Source organism: Chryseobacterium tructae, assembly GCF_030409875.1.
Taxonomy (GTDB): domain Bacteria; phylum Bacteroidota; class Bacteroidia; order Flavobacteriales; family Weeksellaceae; genus Chryseobacterium; species Chryseobacterium tructae.
Genome location: NZ_JAUFQR010000003.1, coordinates 825,665 through 841,519 on the forward strand (window position 1 = coordinate 825,665; position 15,855 = coordinate 841,519).

Below are 15,855 nucleotides of genomic sequence, written 5' to 3' on the forward strand. Positions count from 1 at the left end.
TACTTAAAAAAGTAATATAAATATAATATGCAGTTTCAAGGGCAAGTTTTAAAAATGATAAGCTATGATGCTAAACCCATCCAATATTACCTCAATCTTTCAGGAGATCTGATTCATCTTAATGAGTTGTTTGGAAAGGAATTAAGTATTAAGCATGTAGGATTTCAGTGTGTAAACTGTGGTGAAAATAAGCCTATTTATAGAATGGGGTTTTGTAAAAGCTGCTTTTTTGAAAGTCCTTATGCTAGTGATACCATCATTCGTCCGGAGCTTTCAACGGCTCATTTAGGGGTGGCAGAGCGTGATTTGGAAGTAGAAAAAGAAATTCAGCTTCAGCCTCACACGGTGTATTTGGCCTATACCGGAGATGTAAAAGTAGGAGTGACCAGAAATACCCAGATTCCTACAAGATGGATCGATCAGGGAGCTACTTTTGCTTTACCTATTGCAAGAACAGAGAACCGTTATGAAGCGGGAATGATAGAAGTTGCCTTAAAAGAACACTTAGCAGATAAAACAAACTGGAGAAAAATGCTTCAGGACGATTTTGAAGGAGAGGTAGATCTGGCGGATTTCAGACAAAAGATCAAAGATCATTTTCCGGAGGATTTCCAGAAGTTCTACAGTGAAGGAGAAGAACTTTGGGCATTTGATTATCCTTTTGAAAAACCCGAGAAAGTAACTTCATTTACTTTAGATAAGAAGCCTGAATTTACAGGGAAACTTACGGGTATTAAAGGACAATACCTTGGATTTGAAGGCGGAAATTTTATCAATGTAAGAGGGCATGAAGGATATGTGATAGAACTGAATGTGAAAAATTAATAGATGCGTAGATATTTACCCCTGATATTTCTTTTGTCATGCGCTCCCGATCATCCTAAAATTACAAGACAGGATATTGATTATTTTGAAAAAGATAAAAATACAGATCTGTTCAGAGTACATCATAAAAATGGGAAGTGGGGATTTGTAGATAAAGATACAATCACCATCATTCCTTTTAAATATGATTTTATAAATCCTTTTGATGAAAATGGACTAGCTTATACAAAAGACGGAGGTAAAGAATTTTATATCAATAGACAGGGCAAAGTTGCTATTTCTTCTGATTATGATGAAATGGGTTTGTTTTCAGAAGGGTTGCTCAGTGTCAAACGAAAAGGGAAGTATGGTTTTCTGGATACAGAGGGGAATGTAGTCATTCCGATGGTATATGATGAAGTTGGGTTTTTTAGCCAGGGCTTATGCGGGGTTTCAAAGAATAAAAAGCACGGATTTATTGATCCAAAAGGAAGGGTTGTTATTCCTATTATTTATGATGCAGTCGATAATTCTGATATTGATTCTATTGTGACTGCTTCTAAAAACAGAAAGTGGGCCTTTTTTGATTCTAAAGGAAAACAATTGTCAGACTTTATGTACGATAAGGTTTTTAAGGGGTATAATCTAAATATACCGCCTCCTCCAGATATAAGTGAAGCCACCACTTATTTTCAAAATGGAGCTGTTTTGGTATTAAAGAATAAGAAGTATGAGTTTCTTAATGAAGAGATAAAATCTGCATTTCAGGACAATACATTCGATTTAGCATCAGTATTTGATACCTATAAAAATGCCATTGTCAAAAGAAATAATAAATACGGGATTATAAAGCCTGATGGAATAGCAAAAGTTCCCATAGAATATGACTGGATAGGGTACTTTGATACAAATCATAACTCTTCAGAATATTATAATGCAAAAAAGGACAACATATTTCATATCTATAACAGGAACCTGAAGAAAATAGGAGAATCGTATGAAAAGGTTTCCAGTGATTTTTCAGTTTCTACACCGAATTTAATATTTAAAAATTTGAAAGGACAATATGGAATGGTAAATTCGAATGGCAGTATTGTAATTCCTTTTGAATATAGCGAGCTTGAAAAACTGAATCAAGATCTCTTTCTTGGAAAAAGGAACGGAAAGGTTGGAATTCTTGATAAAAACGGAAGATTAAGAATCCCTTTTGAATATAAAAGTCTAGATGGGTTGGATGATCATGGTCAGTTATTTATTGCAGATGATAAAATTATAGACTTAGATAATAAACCAATACTATCTGGATATGATCGTATTACACCAATTTATTATAATAACCAGAGGTTTATTGTATCTAAAAATAAGAAGTACGGAATTGTTGATATTAAGAATAAAATATTACTACCTTTAGAATATGATGAAATATCAAATTGGGTAGAATACGGGCCGGAAAAAAGACATTTTATTGTTAAAAAGGGTAAACATGGATTAATAGAAGATGAAACATTCAGGATTGTAATTCCACCAATTTATGATGAGTTTATTCAAAGAAGAGGTGTGATTTTTGCTCACAGAAATGGAAAATCAGGTATTTTAGATATTAATAATAAAGAAATTTGTCCTTTTATTTTTAATGAGATTAAACATGGGTACTTTTTTGGGGTTGGATATCGTGAAGATGAGAACAGGATTTACTCTAAAAAAGATAATAAGTTTTACGAAATAACCTTAACAGGGAAAATTATAAAAGAAATTTCTCAGAAAGAATATAAAAAAGATACTGAACACCAAAATATGTAAGTATGAAAAAATGGGTTAAAAGACTATTAATCAGTTTCGGAATCCTGGCAGGACTTCTTCTTGCTGCGAATTTCGGACTGAATTTTTGGCTTAAAACCCAGCTTCCGGAGTATATAAAAAACAATACAGACTATAAAGTTTCTTACAAAAGTCTGGATGTAGATCTGGGTACCGGAAATATTTTGGTAACAGGAATTTCCGTCAATAGTAAAGACCCTCAGAATACTAATATTATTGGGCTTCAGGGAACTGTTGATACTCTAAAGATTAGCCGTTTTGGAATCTACGATGCGATTTTTAATAAAAGGATCAGTTCTTCCGATTTGTTGCTGGCAATGCCTAATCTGAACATCATTCTGGCAAAACCTGCTGATCAGAAAAAAGGAAAGAAAAGGAATTCTTTTTTATTTGAAAATATTAGGATCAATGAAGGGAAGATTGCTGTTTTCAAATCTACCAAACAGAAGTTTTTATCTGTAGAGCAGCTTGATCTGTTTGTTGAAAACTTACAGATGACAGAAGAGTCTGTAGAAGATAAGTTACCCATTGTTTTTGATAGATATAGCATTAAAGGGCAAAACTTCTTTTTCAGACCGGATAATGTTTATGCCATGACCATTCATTCTATCAGTACAACGGATGGACAGATGTCTGTTGAGAACTTTAAGCTTATTCCCCTATTGTCGTTTACTCAGTTTAAAAAGTTTTATCCTCAAAAAACACAACTGTTTGAATTTACCATTCCTAAAATGGAATTCAAGGACATTGTTTTAAATAAAAATAAAGTTTCCCTTACAGATGCAGATTTCCAAAATCCAAATTTTGCCGTATACAATACGGGAGCAAGTAAGGTGAAGAAAGAAACGAAGAAATCCGATTTTGAAGTTAATATAGAGAATATAAGGCTTAAAAATGCCGTCGCTCAGATTAATAAACCGGATGGAACCCAACTTTTATCTGCAGGAAATCTGAACTTGAATATCAAGAAATTAGTATTCAATAAAGAGACCTCAGAACAGGTGATTCCTGTGGCTTACAAAGATTTTACTTTTTCAGGGAAAGATATTTTATATTCTGATCATCAGAATGTTGCGGTAGGAAGTGTTGCGTTAAAGCCTACAAACGGAGAAATCCGAAACATTTCATTGACCCCAGGATCCCAGACTAATGGAAAGACCACAATGGATTTAAAAACCAGTCATATTGCTTTTAATATAAATAAGCTGGAATTAATTAATAAAAAGCTGAATCTGGATGTCAAAGATGTTCTTGTGGAAAATGCAAACGGAACGATAACAGCAGGCGAGAGCAAACCAAAGAAAAATATCCATTCAGGAATTATACAATCTATTATCGTAAGAAAAGTTTCTTTAAAGAACTCTAATCTTATTTATGATAAAGGAAAACAGCCACTGGCATTCCATGATTTGAATGCCACGGTAAATGGTATTGAAATAGGGCAAAAAGAGAGTTCCCAAGGACTTTCTTTTAAGATAAAAGATTATTTCCTTACCACCCGGAATTTTGCCTATAAAACCCAATTTTATAATCTCAGCCTTGGGCTTTTAAAGTTGAATAAAAATAAAATACAGGTCAACAATTTTGCAATGAAACCTCTCGTTTCGAGAAGCCAGTTTATCAAAATGATCCCAGTGGAGAGAGATCTCTTCGACCTGAAGGCTGGGCAGATCACTGCGGAAGGGGAATGGGAATTATTTTCTGATCATAAGTTCATCAATGCTTCTCATGTAGTGATTCAGTCTGCCGATGCCAATATTTTCAGAAGTAAAATTCCTAAAGATGATCCGAAGATAAAAGCCTTGTATTCCAAGATGCTTCGTTCAATCAAAATTCCTATGAATGTCAGTAATCTGGATCTGAAGAATTCCGTTTTGGTCTATGAAGAAGATACCCCTGAAAGTATGGGGCCGGGAAAACTTATATTCAGCAATTTTACTATGAATGTTAAAAATCTGAACTCAGCAAAGGCAAAAGGGAAGCCTACTAAAGTTGATATTAATATTCATTGTTCATTCATGAATTTATCACCACTTTCGGTAAACTGGAGTTTTGATGTAGCAGATCAACATGATAATTTTGCCATTTCAGGAAAAACCTCTAATCTTCCTGCCAATGGAATTAATCCTTTCATAAGACCTTATCTGCATGTAACAGCAACTGCTGGAACGATTCAGGAAATGTTGTTTAATTTTAAAGGAAATCCGGCGGGGCTACACGGAACATTTAATTTAAAACATAAAGATTTAAAAATTGCGGTTTTAAATAAAGATAATCATGAAAAGAAAGGTTTCTTAACTGCTGTAGCGAATGTTTTTCTGAAATCAAACTCAGGCAGTTATCCGGAATCTGTAACGGTAGAAAATGTGGAACGCGATCCTACCAAATCATTCTTTAATCTTTTCTGGAAAGGTATTGAGCAAGGGTTAAAGAAAACATTGATTGGTAAAAATGTAGAAAAGACCGAGAAAAAGGTGAAAAAAGCAGTGTCTTCAGTGAAAGAAATGAAGCAGTCGGTAAAAGATATAAAGCAAGAGATCAAAAATAAAAAAGAAAATTCTGAATCTCATCAGGAAGAGAAAAAAGAAAAGAAGGGATTTCTAAATAATATATTTAAAAAGAAAGACAAGAATGCCGAAGAGAAGTAATTTTTTAAACCATTGAGGAGTACTTATAGCTGATCTTGAAATCAATTTTATTTTAATTAAAATAGCCTTAATGGTTTAAAAAATTAATATTTGATAGTAAGACTTAGAAATTGAATTCATCACTTTCCAGAATAGGAATGTTTCTCAGGAATTCATCAAACTTTTCACCAGTATAATTGCTGTCTGCGCCATAAGAATCAATGATCATTCCACGGTTTCCGGCATCATCTTTTACTACGTACAATACAGCATTGTCATCCGGATTGCTGTCTCCTTCGAAACGGTAGGTTTTTACAATAATAAGCTCGGAAGGCTGATATACTTTTTCAGAGTTTTCAAACTTCATTTCACAGTTGTCATTCATTCTGAATTCTCTTTGAATCCCTCTCTCAGAAAGCTTTTTCATGACTTGGCTTAAAGTGGTCATTTGGTCGGTATTTTCACGATTTTCCATAATAATATTTTTGTTGTTAAGTACAATAATTAAACCATTGCTTTTTTAAAGATAAGAAAATACCTGATTATAATTTCCTTAAAAATATAGTTTAATGTTAACAAAATTTATAATTCAGAAAAATAAAATAGGTACACTTTTTGCAATACTCATCACAATAAATCAAAGAAAATATGAAAAAAGAAGTTGGAGTTTTACTGGCAGGAGGAGTTGGTCTTTTGGCAGTATTAAGTTTAATAAGTATCAAGAAAATATTGACTAAAAAAGATAAAAAATATAGTGATAATTATTCAGATTATCACAGACACTTTGATGAAAAGAGCCACGACGACGAAACACACGGAGTGGAATTTTACGCGCTGAAGTAGTAAAAAAATATATTAAATTATGTTTAAATCCAACGCTTTTGAAAGTGTTGGATTTTTTTTGTGGAAAACTTAAATGTTAAAGTTCATTATTTTATAAAAAATCCATTCTAATTTTACACCAGAATGTCAAACGAAAATTTCATAAAAGGTCAGGGAGCTCAGCGAAACGTCATCAACCGTTTCGACAGGTATACCTATGAACCCAAGGATGAAGATTTCGAAACGATGAAGACTTCGTTTACCGAGGTTTTTCCAAAAACAATTGTGAATCAGGTAAAAAGCGAAGATCTTCCGATGGAATATTCCATGAATCCTTATCAGGGTTGTGAGCATGGATGTTCCTATTGCTTTGCCAGACCTACCCATGAATATTGGGGGTATAGTGCTGGAATTGATTTTGAAAGAAAGATCATGGTGAAGAAAAATGCGCCTGAATTGCTGGAGATGTTTTTTCAAAAAAGAGGCTATAAAGCTGCTCCTATTTTGCTCTCCGGAAACACCGATTGCTATCAGCCTGCTGAAAGGCAATTTGAAATCACCAGAAAGCTCCTGCAGGTTTGTCTTGATTACAGACATCCTGTCAATATTCTGACAAAAAATGCATTGGTATTGAGGGATTTGGATATTTTAAAACCGATGGCGGAGCAGAATCTTGTTTCTGTTTCTCTGAGTATTCCAACCATTAATGAAGAGCTGAGACGAAAAATGGAGCCAAGGACAAGTTCTGCGCCCAATAAATTAAAAGCTATTGAGATCCTGACCGAAAATAATATTCCCGTTCATGTCATGGTGGCACCTATTATTCCTGGGCTAAACAGCGACGAACCTTTAAATATTTTAAAATCAATTTCTGATGCAGGCGCATTGGGATTTGGGTATACTTTAGTTCGTTTGAATGATACGGTGGAACCTGTTTTTGTTAATTGGATTGAATCTCACTTCCCCGACAGAGCTCAGAAGGTACTGAACCTTATCCGTTCCATGCGTGGCGGAAAGCTGGGTGATAAAAGATATTTTGAAAGACAGAGAGGAGAGGGGAATATCGCTGAAATGATTCATACGACCTTTAAAATAGGGCGGAAAAAGTTTTTTGAAGGCAAAGAGTTTCCCAAATTATCAACGGCCAACTTTACGGGAACTAAGGATCAGCAACTGAGACTGTTTGATTAAATATATAAAAAAATGCTCCTTTGGGAGCATTTTTGTTTTTAGTAAATAATAGGCTGTTCTCCATCTGGACAGATGAACTCCAACCTGCATAGCGCTTTATACTGTATTCCGTCACTACACACATAAAAACATTCTCCATTATAAGGGAAGCTTATCCCTCCGGAAATGGTTTTCAATTTACCTTTGCTTAATTTTTGTAAATTTTTCATATCGTTTGAATTTGGTTTCAATAAAGATATGAAAAATTAGTTAAGTGTTTGTTTTTGAGTTTTTTATTTCAGCATTGGTGCTGGATGCCTGATAATAAAAATACCGCTTCTAGAGAAACGGTATCATTACATTTTGATGGTAAATCTTACATTTCCTCAGAGGTAACCGGGCACTTAAAGTCCTCAGTGCAAGCTGCACAAATGATAGTACCGCTGCAATAATACATACAGTATTCAATAACAGGAACATTAGCACCGCCTGAAATCCCTTTCAATTGGTCTTTTCTTAGTTTTTTTAGATTTTTCATATAGATTTAATTAAAAATTTGATAGTAAATCAAAATTAATTAAAATATTTTTAAATAAATACAATGATTTTATAAAAAAAATGAAAAATTATTTAAAAAATATCTTAGTCTCTAAAAGTGGGTTAAAGATTATCTCCAGAAAAATATTGTTGCGCTGTAAAACACGAAGCCCTTGCATTTTGTGAGCGTCTTTTTATTATATCAGTCACGAATTACAAATCCGAGACATCAGTTTTTGTGTTATTAATCTTTTCTTTTAATATAACGAATATAAAAATAAGAAATTATAGAAATTACAATTGCAATTATTATTTTAAGATACGTTTGAAGTAGAATTTTGTGACTACTTCCAAGTGCTATTAATAGATAAAAGGAAAAAATAAAAAGAGATACAACACAAACAAATTGTAAAATAACAAATACTATTTTCATTTATTGATTTTTAATTATTTCCCCGCTACCGTACGAATCCTTTTGTGTGTTTAAAAAGAATAAATTAACTATTTTAAATGTCATTCTTAGTCAGTTTTTTAAAATTAGAATAATTACTGATGGTGTTTTAGGTAAAGATATGAAATGGATTACTTAAGGGAAGTAATCTATTAAAATACCACAAGAAAGGATTCGTGCGGCAGCTTGGGGGATGTCTGCATCCCAAAAATTAATAATTTTATATTCTGGTAATGACTCTTTATTGAGCTCAATAATTAGTCTATTTATATCTTTATTTTTCATCTGTTTTTTTATAAAAAATCGGCTGCCTCATTTGAGGCAGCCGACTTCATATCGTTAGGTAATTATTATTTCTTAATCAATCCTAATTCTATCAATCTTTCATGCAAGAATTCTCCTGCTGTAGTGTCTTCGTATAACTTTGGATTGTTTTCGTTTACACAGTTGTCAAGAGCGTTTAATGACATCGCACTAATAGGGTGCATAAAGAAAGGAATTGAATATCTTGAAGTAGTCCACAATTCTCTTGGTGGGTTTACCACTCTGTGAATCGTAGATTTCAATTTGTTGTTGGTATGTCTGGATAACATATCTCCAACATTGATCATCAATTCATCCGGTTCTGCGATCGCATCGATCCATTCTCCGTTGTGATTCTGAACCTGAAGACCTTTTCCTTGCGCTCCCATTAAAAGAGTAATAAGGTTAATGTCTCCGTGAGCAGCAGCTCTTACTGCATCATCCGGTTCTTCTGTGATAGGTGGATAGTGAATAGGTCTTAAGATGGAATTTCCTTCAGCGATTTTATCGTCAAAATAGAACTCATCTAAACCAAGGTGCAATGCTAGTGCTCTTAAAACATATTGTCCTGTTTTTTCAAGCATTTGGAAGGCCTCTTTACCTACTTCGTTGAATTTTGGAAGTTCATCAACGATAACGTTGTCAGGATACTCTGTTTTGTATTTTGAATCATCAGACAGATACTGTCCAAAGTGCCAAAATTCTTTTAAGTCTCCTTTTTTGAAACCTTTTGCAGTTTCTTTACCGAATCCTACATATCCTCTTTGGCCACCAATTCCTGGAATCTCATACTTCTGTTTCGTTTCCGTTGGTTGTTCAAAAAAGTTTTTTACCTCTCCATATAAATCATCTACAAGGTTGTCATCAAGAAAGTGGCCTTTTAAGGCTACAAAACCAATTTCTTCATAAGCTTTTCCGATTTCATTTACAAATTTCTGTTTGCGTTCCGGGTTGTCCGAAAGGAAATCACGCAGGTCTACACTAGGTATTTTATCCATTTTTAGAAATTTACGAATAGCAAAATTACATTTTTTTTAAATTAAATGATTTTAAAATCATTATTTATAAGTTAAATTTGCTGTATGAAAAAATATTCTTCTAAGAGAAGTATCCAAATACTTGCACATCTTCTTCAGCAGTACGGAATTGCAGACATTGTAATTTCGCCGGGATCAAGGAATGCTCCTTTGGCGATTCATTTTTCAGAAATAGACAGCTTCAATTGCTACAGCATTGTAGACGAGAGGAGTGCTGCCTTTGTAGCAATGGGAATGGCTAAGAGTGAAAAAAAACCAGTAGCAATTACCTGTACCAGCGGATCAGCGGTAGTCAACTATTATCCTGCAGTTACGGAAGCTTTTTATCAGAATATTCCGCTTTTGGTGTTAACAGCTGATAGGCCAACGGATTTTGTTGATATTTTTGATGGGCAGACCATTAGGCAGAAGGATGTTTTTCATCAGCATTCTTACGGAGATTTCCAGCTTTTGGAAGATAGTAAGGACAATGCAGAAGATATTAATTTCGATACGATTAAAAAAGCTATTGAACTTTGTTTTGAAAAGCAAGGGCCGGTGCACATCAATATTCCTTTAGAAGAGCCACTATATGAGTTGGTATCAGAGTTACCTACTTTTCCAACGGTTGAAAAAACAATCAAGCATAAAGAGTATGAGATCCCATCCAATCTGATTGCAGAATGGCATACTTCTCAAAGAATCATGCTGTTGGTAGGGACAAGAGATTATAGCCCCGAATTAGAAAATCAGTTAACGCAATTGGTTAAAAACCATTCTGTTATTGTGCTGAGTGAAGCGAATTCTAATCTGTATCATGAGAAGTTTTTCAGACATATAGACCGTTATATTTTTAATTTTACAGAAGAAGATTATAAAATGTATGCTCCGGATCTGTTGATTACAGTGGGACAGAATGTGGTTTCCAAAAAGGTAAAACAATTCCTGAGAAGTGCAAGACCGAAGCAACACTGGCATTTGGATGAGGTATGGCAACCCGACACTTATTTTTCTTTGACAGAAAAAATAGAGGTAAAACCAGAAGTATTCTTTTCTAAATTGTTAAAATTTATCAATCTGGAACCAAGACCTTACTTCAATCTTTGGGATGTCTTAAGGGATAAAAAAGATGCCAGACACCAACAGTTTTTAAATACGGTTGAATTTTCTGATTTCTATTTTTTCAATAAAGCTTCACAGACGATTCCTGAAAATTATAATATCCATTTTACAAACTCTTCAGCGATTAGATATGCGCAGTTGTTTGACTTTGGTAAAAGAAGAATATACTGCAATAGGGGGACGAGTGGTATTGATGGTTCAACGTCTACAGCAATGGGTTTTGCCATTAAAAATGCTAATCCAACCTTATTGATTACCGGAGATTTAAGTTTCTTCTATGATATTAATGGTCTTTGGAACCAATATATTCCACCTTTTGTAAGAATCATCATCTTCAACAATGGAGAAGGAAATATCTTTAAAATCATTCCAGGACCCGGAAATGCGAATCCAAATACGCTGGATGAATTTATTGCCACTAAGCACCGCAAAAATGCAGAACATCTGGCAAAACATTTCGGTTTCTCTTATATTAAGGTTGAGGATGATCTAACCCTTGACCGAGTGCTGGAGAATTTCTTCAAGCCGGATTCACAACCAAAAATTCTGGAAGTAAATACCTATGGAAAGAACAGTGCTGATGTTCAGAAGGCTTATTTTAATTTCATGAAAGAAAATTAAAGATCAAGATACTCTTCATTTCCCGGCAGATTCATGATTCTGTCGATAGGATAGATAAACATATCATCAAAATCGTTTAAAGCGTTGATGAGTTGAAAGTGGCTGAATTGTTTTATATTTTGTAAAGTAATTTCAGCCTCTTTTATTTTTTTATGTTTTAAAAGATGCTGCCTTTGTACACCATTCAGAAGATAAGAATTAGGAGTAAACCAATCCTTACCTTTTAAAAATAAAAGATTGGAAAATGAAGTATCAGTGATATGATTATTCTTAACGATAATGATTTCTTCAGCTTTAGATTTCATTTTCATCTTATCTAATTCTTTACGATCCTCAAATTTGAAAGAATAATCGAAACTGTTGTTTTCTACCAATTGGAAATCCTGAATTTCAGGGATCGCATAAGGGATCATCTGAGTACGAATCCTTTTATCAAGATCATAAGAGATTCTCAACTTGAAAAGTCCATCCTCATCATGCTCCAGATTTTTGTAAATTTTGGCCAGGTCAATAGAATCCTCTTTACCAAAGTGGGAAAATGTTTGATTGACACGTTTTTGATGGAGTTCCAATAGAAAAATCTTCTGATCTTCTACCTTAATGCTTTCAATGAATTGGGACATAGATTTTATTTTTCATTTCCTGATATTCGTCTTCTAATTTACTCATGTGCGTTATACCGCCTCCGCTTTTGAAATAGAGTTGATCACCCTCTTTTTCGATAAAGCGTATCATTACACAGCTGTCGACATTTTTACCGTCAAACCAGCCACAAACACCTGTGTAGTATCCTCGGTCATAGCCTTCTGCCTCCTGGATTATTTCCAGAGTCTTAGGTTTAGGAGCCCCTAAAATAGAGCCTGCAGGAAGAAGTTTTTGCATAATGCTTCCCAACTTTCCATCAAATTCAGATTTTAATACACCTGAAATTTCAGAACTCATGGCATATAAATCCTTTTGCCGGGTTTTGATGAAGTCAATATGCTGAAACTGATCTACACATACATCATCTGCTACCATGCTCAGGTCATTGCGGAGTAAATCTACGACTGTATAATGTTCGGCTTTTTCCTTCGGGTCGTTCTTCAGGATCTCCGCAGCATTTTCTATGGAAGCATCAATAGTGCCTTTCATAGGATAAGTTAAAATTTTACCGTCAATGATCTTCACAAAAGTTTCAGGAGAAAAAAATACAAAAAAATCTTTATAAAAAACCTTGTACTTGGCTTCAGAGTGATAAAAAATTTCTTCAAGGCTTAAATTTGTTTCTATTTTGGTTTTTCGGGTATAGTTGACCAAATAGGAATTTCCTAGGCGAATATTTTTCTGAACTTTATCAAAACCTGTTTTAAAGCTTTCCAGAGTCTCCGGAAAGGATTTCCATTCTACTTTTTTATCAAGTGTATGTTTGTTTTTATGGGTTGTAATGTTTTGAAAATCAATAATTAATCCTGATTTTTCAATTTCATTTTCTTTATAGACTTCAACATTCTCTGAGAGAAAATCGATAACAAAGAAATAGGGAACCTTCTGAAGAGAAAGCTCGTCCATTTCCATAAATTTTTGATGATTCACTGAAAACATTCGGCAAAAATAATTATTGATGTTTACTTTTGCATAAAATTTTTATGATGCAGAGCAAATATCCTCAGAAACCGGGAATTGATTTTATCTTGAAGCAGGCTTTTTTTTACTGGAATAAAACACTGGTTTTTCAGTTGATGTTTTCAATGATCTTTTTTGGAATCTTTTTGACCTCCCTATTCTTTTTTGGGAATTGGTATGGAATATGGGAACAAAATCAGGTGTTAACAGAAGCGTTGAGAGAAGGAACGAAAGCCTATATGGAGAAGATAGCAGAACTGAGTGCCACTGAAAGTTATCAGATGTTCACCCTTGCCATCTGGGCGACCACAGCATTTCTATATCCATTGAATCTTGGGATGTTTCAGATTTTCAGAAAACTTGATCTCAAAGAGAAAATTGAAATCGGAGACTTGTTTGTAGGATATAACGGAATCAACTTCTTTAAGTATCTGGGATACTATCTGTTCTGGTTTATGATCTACAGGTTTACAGTGCCTACTATTTTCCTGGCGATTATTTGGGTCGCAGTAACGATATTTGTTGCACCATTGATGTTTTTTACCAATAAAAGGATATTTGAAGCTATTTCCTTAAACTTTAAAGCGCTAAGAATGTATTTTGTAGAAATCATGGTGTGTGTATTCGTTGCGGTTTTATTTAAATATTTAGGCTTCAGCTTGTTTTTAATTGGTGGACTTTTTACATTTCCTTTCTGGAATGCCATGATCTATTCATTGTATAAGGTGGTGTTTTCTGAGAAAAGCTAAATTTCAATAGAGTTTAATGTGTTTTTTTATCAAAAAAAGGTAAATTTGGTAAAATCATTAAATATTTAAACTATGTCTGAATTTAACGAATTTGATCAGCAAGGTTCTGTTCCCAACAAGGAAACCGGATCTATCATTTCGCATGCCTTTGAAATGTATAAAGGTGTTTTTGGGTACGCTATTGTAGCCATGATTATTTATATTATCGGAGTAAGTATTATCCAGGGAGTTACCGGATTTAACTCTGCTGCTATAATGGATGAAATGAAATCTTCAGGTGATTATGGAAACTTTAGATACTGGGATACTCCAGGATTCTCAATGTATACAACATTTTCCAGTATTTTTTTATTGATATTAACTCCCCTTTATGTAGGATTGATCTATATGGTGAATAAATTCAATACGAAGAATCCGATTGAGTTTTCAGACCTGTTTATTGGATATCGCCAGAATTTTGTTAATATATTGATTTATAGTTTGATTGCGGGAGTTATTTCCTCTATTGGAATCGGATTTTGTTTTCTTCCCTTTATCTTTATTTATCCTTTCCTTTTATTGGGATATCCAATCTTGTTATTTGAAAATGCATCAGCTATTGATGCTTTAAGTAAATCATTCAATATTGCAAAAGAGAACTACGGAACATTTTTAGGGGCGAGTTTCCTTGGACTATTGATCTCCATGGCAGGAATCATCCTATGCGGAATCGGGCTTATTTTGACGGCTCCGTTCATTATGATCGTGATGTATTCTACCTATTGTGCCTTCGTTGGAAAGCCAAGACAAATCATGTATACAAAAGAATAAAATAACAATTGATGAATAAAGACAATCAAATAAGCAGTGTTGCCATAAAGCAGATTTCTTTGCTCGCCATTATTTTGGTGTTGGCAGGCTTGATCTGCTTTAACCTTGCATTGTTTATTCCATCGGTTTTAGGAGCCATTACCATTTATGTAGTTTGCCGGAAGTACAATTTCTATCTTCAGGAAGAAAAGAAGTGGAAGCCTTCTCTGGCAGCTTTTGCATTGATGTTTGCGAGTCTTATCGTTCTGATTCTGCCTATTTATTTCATCGCAGATCTGATTATCGATAAATTAGGGAACGCACAGGCTTATATGGATAAATTCAATGTGTTTTTAGATAAAATACATTCCTATATTCAAACCAAAACAGGTTTTGATATTCTGAGCCAGGAGAATATGGATAAGCTGAAAAGCTTTGTAGGCAAATTTTCTACTTCAGCATTGAGCGGAACATTCAATACTCTTACAGTAGTAATGTCAATGTACTTTATTCTGTATTTCATGTTGGAAAAGCCGAGATTGTTTGAAAGAATTCTGACGAATTCGGCGCCACTAAAAAAGTCAAATGTTTCATTGCTGGGCGAAAAGCTGAGAAAGTTGATCATGGCCAACGCGATAGGCATTCCTGTCGTTGCTATTGGTCAGGGAATTGTATCACTTATCGGATATCTGATATTTGGAGCTCCGGGAGCCGTTTTGCTTTTTGCTTTAACGGCAGCTTCTTCTGTTATTCCAGTGGTGGGAACCGCTATTGTGTATGTACCGGTATGTATTTTTATGATTGCAGAAGGAAATACAGGACAAGGATTAGGGCTTGCCATTTATTGTGTAGTGGTAGTAGGACTTACAGATAACCTGCTTCGTTTTACACTTTTAAAGAAACTTGAAAACATCCATCCTCTAAATACAGTATTCGGAATTATCATGGGGATGAATCTATTTGGCTTTATGGGGCTTATTTTCGGCCCTATTCTGATCTCTTTGACTCTTCTTCTGGTACAAGTCTATAGAAATGAGTTTGCGGATGAAAAAGCACCTCCCGATCTGGAATTGCCTAATCAGGATAAATTAGAAGATAAATTGATTTAATTATATAAAAAGTGGAGGGAATAAATCCGGAAATATTAAAAGAAATCTGTGTTTTTAAAATGCCTTTTGGTAAATATGAAGGAACAGTCTTAATTGATCTTCCGATAAGCTATCTGGAATGGTTCAATAAAAATGGAATGCCTAAAGGAAAACTGGGAATGCAGCTTTCAACCGTTTATGAAATCAAATTAAATGGATTGATGGATCTGCTGGCACCCATAAGGGCTTCAGTAAGGAATGGATTGTAAAAATAAGAACACTCTGTTTTGAAATAAAATTTCGGCGGCTTCGAAGAAGCCGCCGAAATTTTTT

General features: G+C 34.2%; 17 protein-coding genes. 10 read left to right on the forward strand and 7 right to left on the reverse strand.

Annotation, left to right across the window (positions count from 1 at the left end; translation table 11 throughout):
* Nucleotides 1–27 precede the first annotated feature (27 nt).
* Genes QWZ06_RS27480 through QWZ06_RS27490 form a run of 3 tightly spaced genes read left to right on the forward strand, consistent with a single transcriptional unit; the run spans nt 28 to nt 5,270 of the window.
* The gene (locus QWZ06_RS27480; protein WP_290302323.1) at nt 28–825 is read left to right on the forward strand and encodes a DUF2797 domain-containing protein; all 798 of its coding nucleotides are present in this window, start codon (nt 28–30) and stop codon (nt 823–825) included.
* Between the two features lie 3 nt (nt 826–828).
* Nucleotides 829–2,604, forward strand: coding sequence for a WG repeat-containing protein (locus QWZ06_RS27485; protein WP_290302324.1), 1,776 nt, complete (start codon nt 829–831; stop codon nt 2,602–2,604).
* 2 nt (nt 2,605–2,606) lie between these two features.
* Nucleotides 2,607–5,270 carry an AsmA family protein gene (locus QWZ06_RS27490; RefSeq protein ID WP_290302325.1) on the forward strand — a complete coding sequence of 888 codons (2,664 nt, stop codon included), beginning with the start codon at nt 2,607–2,609 and terminating at the stop codon, nt 5,268–5,270.
* Nucleotides 5,271–5,373: 103 nt separating this feature from the next.
* Here QWZ06_RS27490 and QWZ06_RS27495 read toward each other — a convergent pair whose 3' ends face one another.
* Nucleotides 5,374–5,724 (reverse strand): hypothetical protein, encoded by a 351-nt coding sequence (locus QWZ06_RS27495; protein ID WP_290302326.1) that lies wholly within the window; start codon nt 5,722–5,724, stop codon nt 5,374–5,376.
* Between the two features lie 173 nt (nt 5,725–5,897).
* Between QWZ06_RS27495 and QWZ06_RS27500 the strand changes: the two genes are divergently transcribed.
* Complete coding sequence (locus QWZ06_RS27500; RefSeq protein ID WP_290302327.1) at nt 5,898–6,092, forward strand: hypothetical protein; 195 nt, start codon at nt 5,898–5,900, stop codon at nt 6,090–6,092.
* Nucleotides 6,093–6,215: 123 nt separating this feature from the next.
* Nucleotides 6,216–7,262 (forward strand): PA0069 family radical SAM protein, encoded by a 1,047-nt coding sequence (locus QWZ06_RS27505; RefSeq protein WP_290302329.1) that lies wholly within the window; start codon nt 6,216–6,218, stop codon nt 7,260–7,262.
* 38 nt (nt 7,263–7,300) lie between these two features.
* Here the strand turns inward: QWZ06_RS27505 and QWZ06_RS27510 are convergent, their stop codons facing one another.
* The 4 genes from QWZ06_RS27510 to QWZ06_RS27525 form a co-directional block, all read right to left on the reverse strand.
* Nucleotides 7,301–7,471, reverse strand: a complete 171-nt coding sequence (locus tag QWZ06_RS27510) for a bacteriocin-like protein (protein WP_160138986.1) — start codon at nt 7,469–7,471, stop codon at nt 7,301–7,303.
* A 146-nt stretch (nt 7,472–7,617) separates the two neighbouring features.
* Nucleotides 7,618–7,779, reverse strand: a complete 162-nt coding sequence (locus tag QWZ06_RS27515) for a bacteriocin-like protein (RefSeq protein ID WP_185155145.1) — start codon at nt 7,777–7,779, stop codon at nt 7,618–7,620.
* Between the two features lie 585 nt (nt 7,780–8,364).
* Nucleotides 8,365–8,514: a hypothetical protein gene (locus QWZ06_RS27520; RefSeq protein ID WP_290302332.1), complete on the reverse strand. Its 150-nt coding sequence runs from the start codon at nt 8,512–8,514 to the stop codon at nt 8,365–8,367.
* Between the two features lie 65 nt (nt 8,515–8,579).
* Complete coding sequence (locus tag QWZ06_RS27525; RefSeq protein ID WP_290302333.1) at nt 8,580–9,530, reverse strand: isopenicillin N synthase family dioxygenase; 951 nt, start codon at nt 9,528–9,530, stop codon at nt 8,580–8,582.
* A gap of 84 nt (nt 9,531–9,614) precedes the next feature.
* Here QWZ06_RS27525 and menD point away from each other — a divergent pair, with 84 nt between their 5' ends.
* Nucleotides 9,615–11,291: a 2-succinyl-5-enolpyruvyl-6-hydroxy-3-cyclohexene-1-carboxylic-acid synthase gene (menD, locus tag QWZ06_RS27530; protein ID WP_290302335.1), complete on the forward strand. Its 1,677-nt coding sequence runs from the start codon at nt 9,615–9,617 to the stop codon at nt 11,289–11,291.
* Here menD and QWZ06_RS27535 read toward each other — a convergent pair.
* Together QWZ06_RS27535 and QWZ06_RS27540 are read right to left on the reverse strand one after the other, a co-directional pair.
* Entirely contained in the window at nt 11,288–11,914 is a 627-nt protein-coding gene (locus QWZ06_RS27535) for an aminotransferase class IV (RefSeq protein ID WP_290302336.1), read from the reverse strand. The two genes, menD and QWZ06_RS27535, sit on opposite strands and share 4 nt — an antisense overlap.
* Entirely contained in the window at nt 11,898–12,875 is a 978-nt protein-coding gene (locus QWZ06_RS27540; RefSeq protein ID WP_290302338.1) for an aminodeoxychorismate synthase component I, read from the reverse strand. The genes QWZ06_RS27535 and QWZ06_RS27540 overlap by 17 nt, the downstream gene beginning before the upstream one ends.
* Before the next feature lie 44 nt (nt 12,876–12,919).
* On the opposite strand from QWZ06_RS27540, the gene QWZ06_RS27545 reads away from it, so the two are divergent.
* The 4 genes from QWZ06_RS27545 to QWZ06_RS27560 all read left to right on the forward strand — a co-directional run bounded on the left by QWZ06_RS27545 (nt 12,920) and on the right by QWZ06_RS27560 (nt 15,791).
* Complete coding sequence (locus tag QWZ06_RS27545) at nt 12,920–13,645, forward strand: hypothetical protein (protein ID WP_290302340.1); 726 nt, start codon at nt 12,920–12,922, stop codon at nt 13,643–13,645.
* Between the two features lie 72 nt (nt 13,646–13,717).
* Nucleotides 13,718–14,455 carry a beta-carotene 15,15'-monooxygenase gene (locus tag QWZ06_RS27550; RefSeq protein WP_290302343.1) on the forward strand — a complete coding sequence of 246 codons (738 nt, stop codon included), beginning with the start codon at nt 13,718–13,720 and terminating at the stop codon, nt 14,453–14,455.
* An 11-nt stretch (nt 14,456–14,466) separates the two neighbouring features.
* Complete coding sequence (locus tag QWZ06_RS27555) at nt 14,467–15,543, forward strand: AI-2E family transporter (protein WP_290302345.1); 1,077 nt, start codon at nt 14,467–14,469, stop codon at nt 15,541–15,543.
* A 20-nt stretch (nt 15,544–15,563) separates the two neighbouring features.
* Nucleotides 15,564–15,791 carry a DUF3820 family protein gene (locus QWZ06_RS27560; protein ID WP_123860621.1) on the forward strand — a complete coding sequence of 76 codons (228 nt, stop codon included), beginning with the start codon at nt 15,564–15,566 and terminating at the stop codon, nt 15,789–15,791.
* Nucleotides 15,792–15,855: the final 64 nt, after the last annotated feature.

Excerpts from the sequence above, each read along its gene's own strand:
- QWZ06_RS27480 (WP_290302323.1), top strand. The coding sequence starts at position 28 with ATGCAGTTTCAAGGGCAAGTTTTAAAAATGATAAGCTATGATGCTAAA.
- QWZ06_RS27485 (WP_290302324.1), top strand. The coding sequence starts at position 829 with ATGCGTAGATATTTACCCCTGATATTTCTTTTGTCATGCGCTCCCGAT.
- QWZ06_RS27490 (WP_290302325.1), top strand. The coding sequence starts at position 2,607 with ATGAAAAAATGGGTTAAAAGACTATTAATCAGTTTCGGAATCCTGGCA.
- QWZ06_RS27495 (WP_290302326.1), bottom strand. The coding sequence starts at position 5,724 with ATGGAAAATCGTGAAAATACCGACCAAATGACCACTTTAAGCCAAGTC.
- QWZ06_RS27500 (WP_290302327.1), top strand. The coding sequence starts at position 5,898 with ATGAAAAAAGAAGTTGGAGTTTTACTGGCAGGAGGAGTTGGTCTTTTG.
- QWZ06_RS27505 (WP_290302329.1), top strand. The coding sequence starts at position 6,216 with ATGTCAAACGAAAATTTCATAAAAGGTCAGGGAGCTCAGCGAAACGTC.
- QWZ06_RS27510 (WP_160138986.1), bottom strand. The coding sequence starts at position 7,471 with ATGAAAAATTTACAAAAATTAAGCAAAGGTAAATTGAAAACCATTTCC.
- QWZ06_RS27515 (WP_185155145.1), bottom strand. The coding sequence starts at position 7,779 with ATGAAAAATCTAAAAAAACTAAGAAAAGACCAATTGAAAGGGATTTCA.
- QWZ06_RS27520 (WP_290302332.1), bottom strand. The coding sequence starts at position 8,514 with ATGAAAAATAAAGATATAAATAGACTAATTATTGAGCTCAATAAAGAG.
- QWZ06_RS27525 (WP_290302333.1), bottom strand. The coding sequence starts at position 9,530 with ATGGATAAAATACCTAGTGTAGACCTGCGTGATTTCCTTTCGGACAAC.
- menD (WP_290302335.1), top strand. The coding sequence starts at position 9,615 with ATGAAAAAATATTCTTCTAAGAGAAGTATCCAAATACTTGCACATCTT.
- QWZ06_RS27535 (WP_290302336.1), bottom strand. The coding sequence starts at position 11,914 with ATGTCCCAATTCATTGAAAGCATTAAGGTAGAAGATCAGAAGATTTTT.
- QWZ06_RS27540 (WP_290302338.1), bottom strand. The coding sequence starts at position 12,875 with ATGTTTTCAGTGAATCATCAAAAATTTATGGAAATGGACGAGCTTTCT.
- QWZ06_RS27545 (WP_290302340.1), top strand. The coding sequence starts at position 12,920 with ATGATGCAGAGCAAATATCCTCAGAAACCGGGAATTGATTTTATCTTG.
- QWZ06_RS27550 (WP_290302343.1), top strand. The coding sequence starts at position 13,718 with ATGTCTGAATTTAACGAATTTGATCAGCAAGGTTCTGTTCCCAACAAG.
- QWZ06_RS27555 (WP_290302345.1), top strand. The coding sequence starts at position 14,467 with ATGAATAAAGACAATCAAATAAGCAGTGTTGCCATAAAGCAGATTTCT.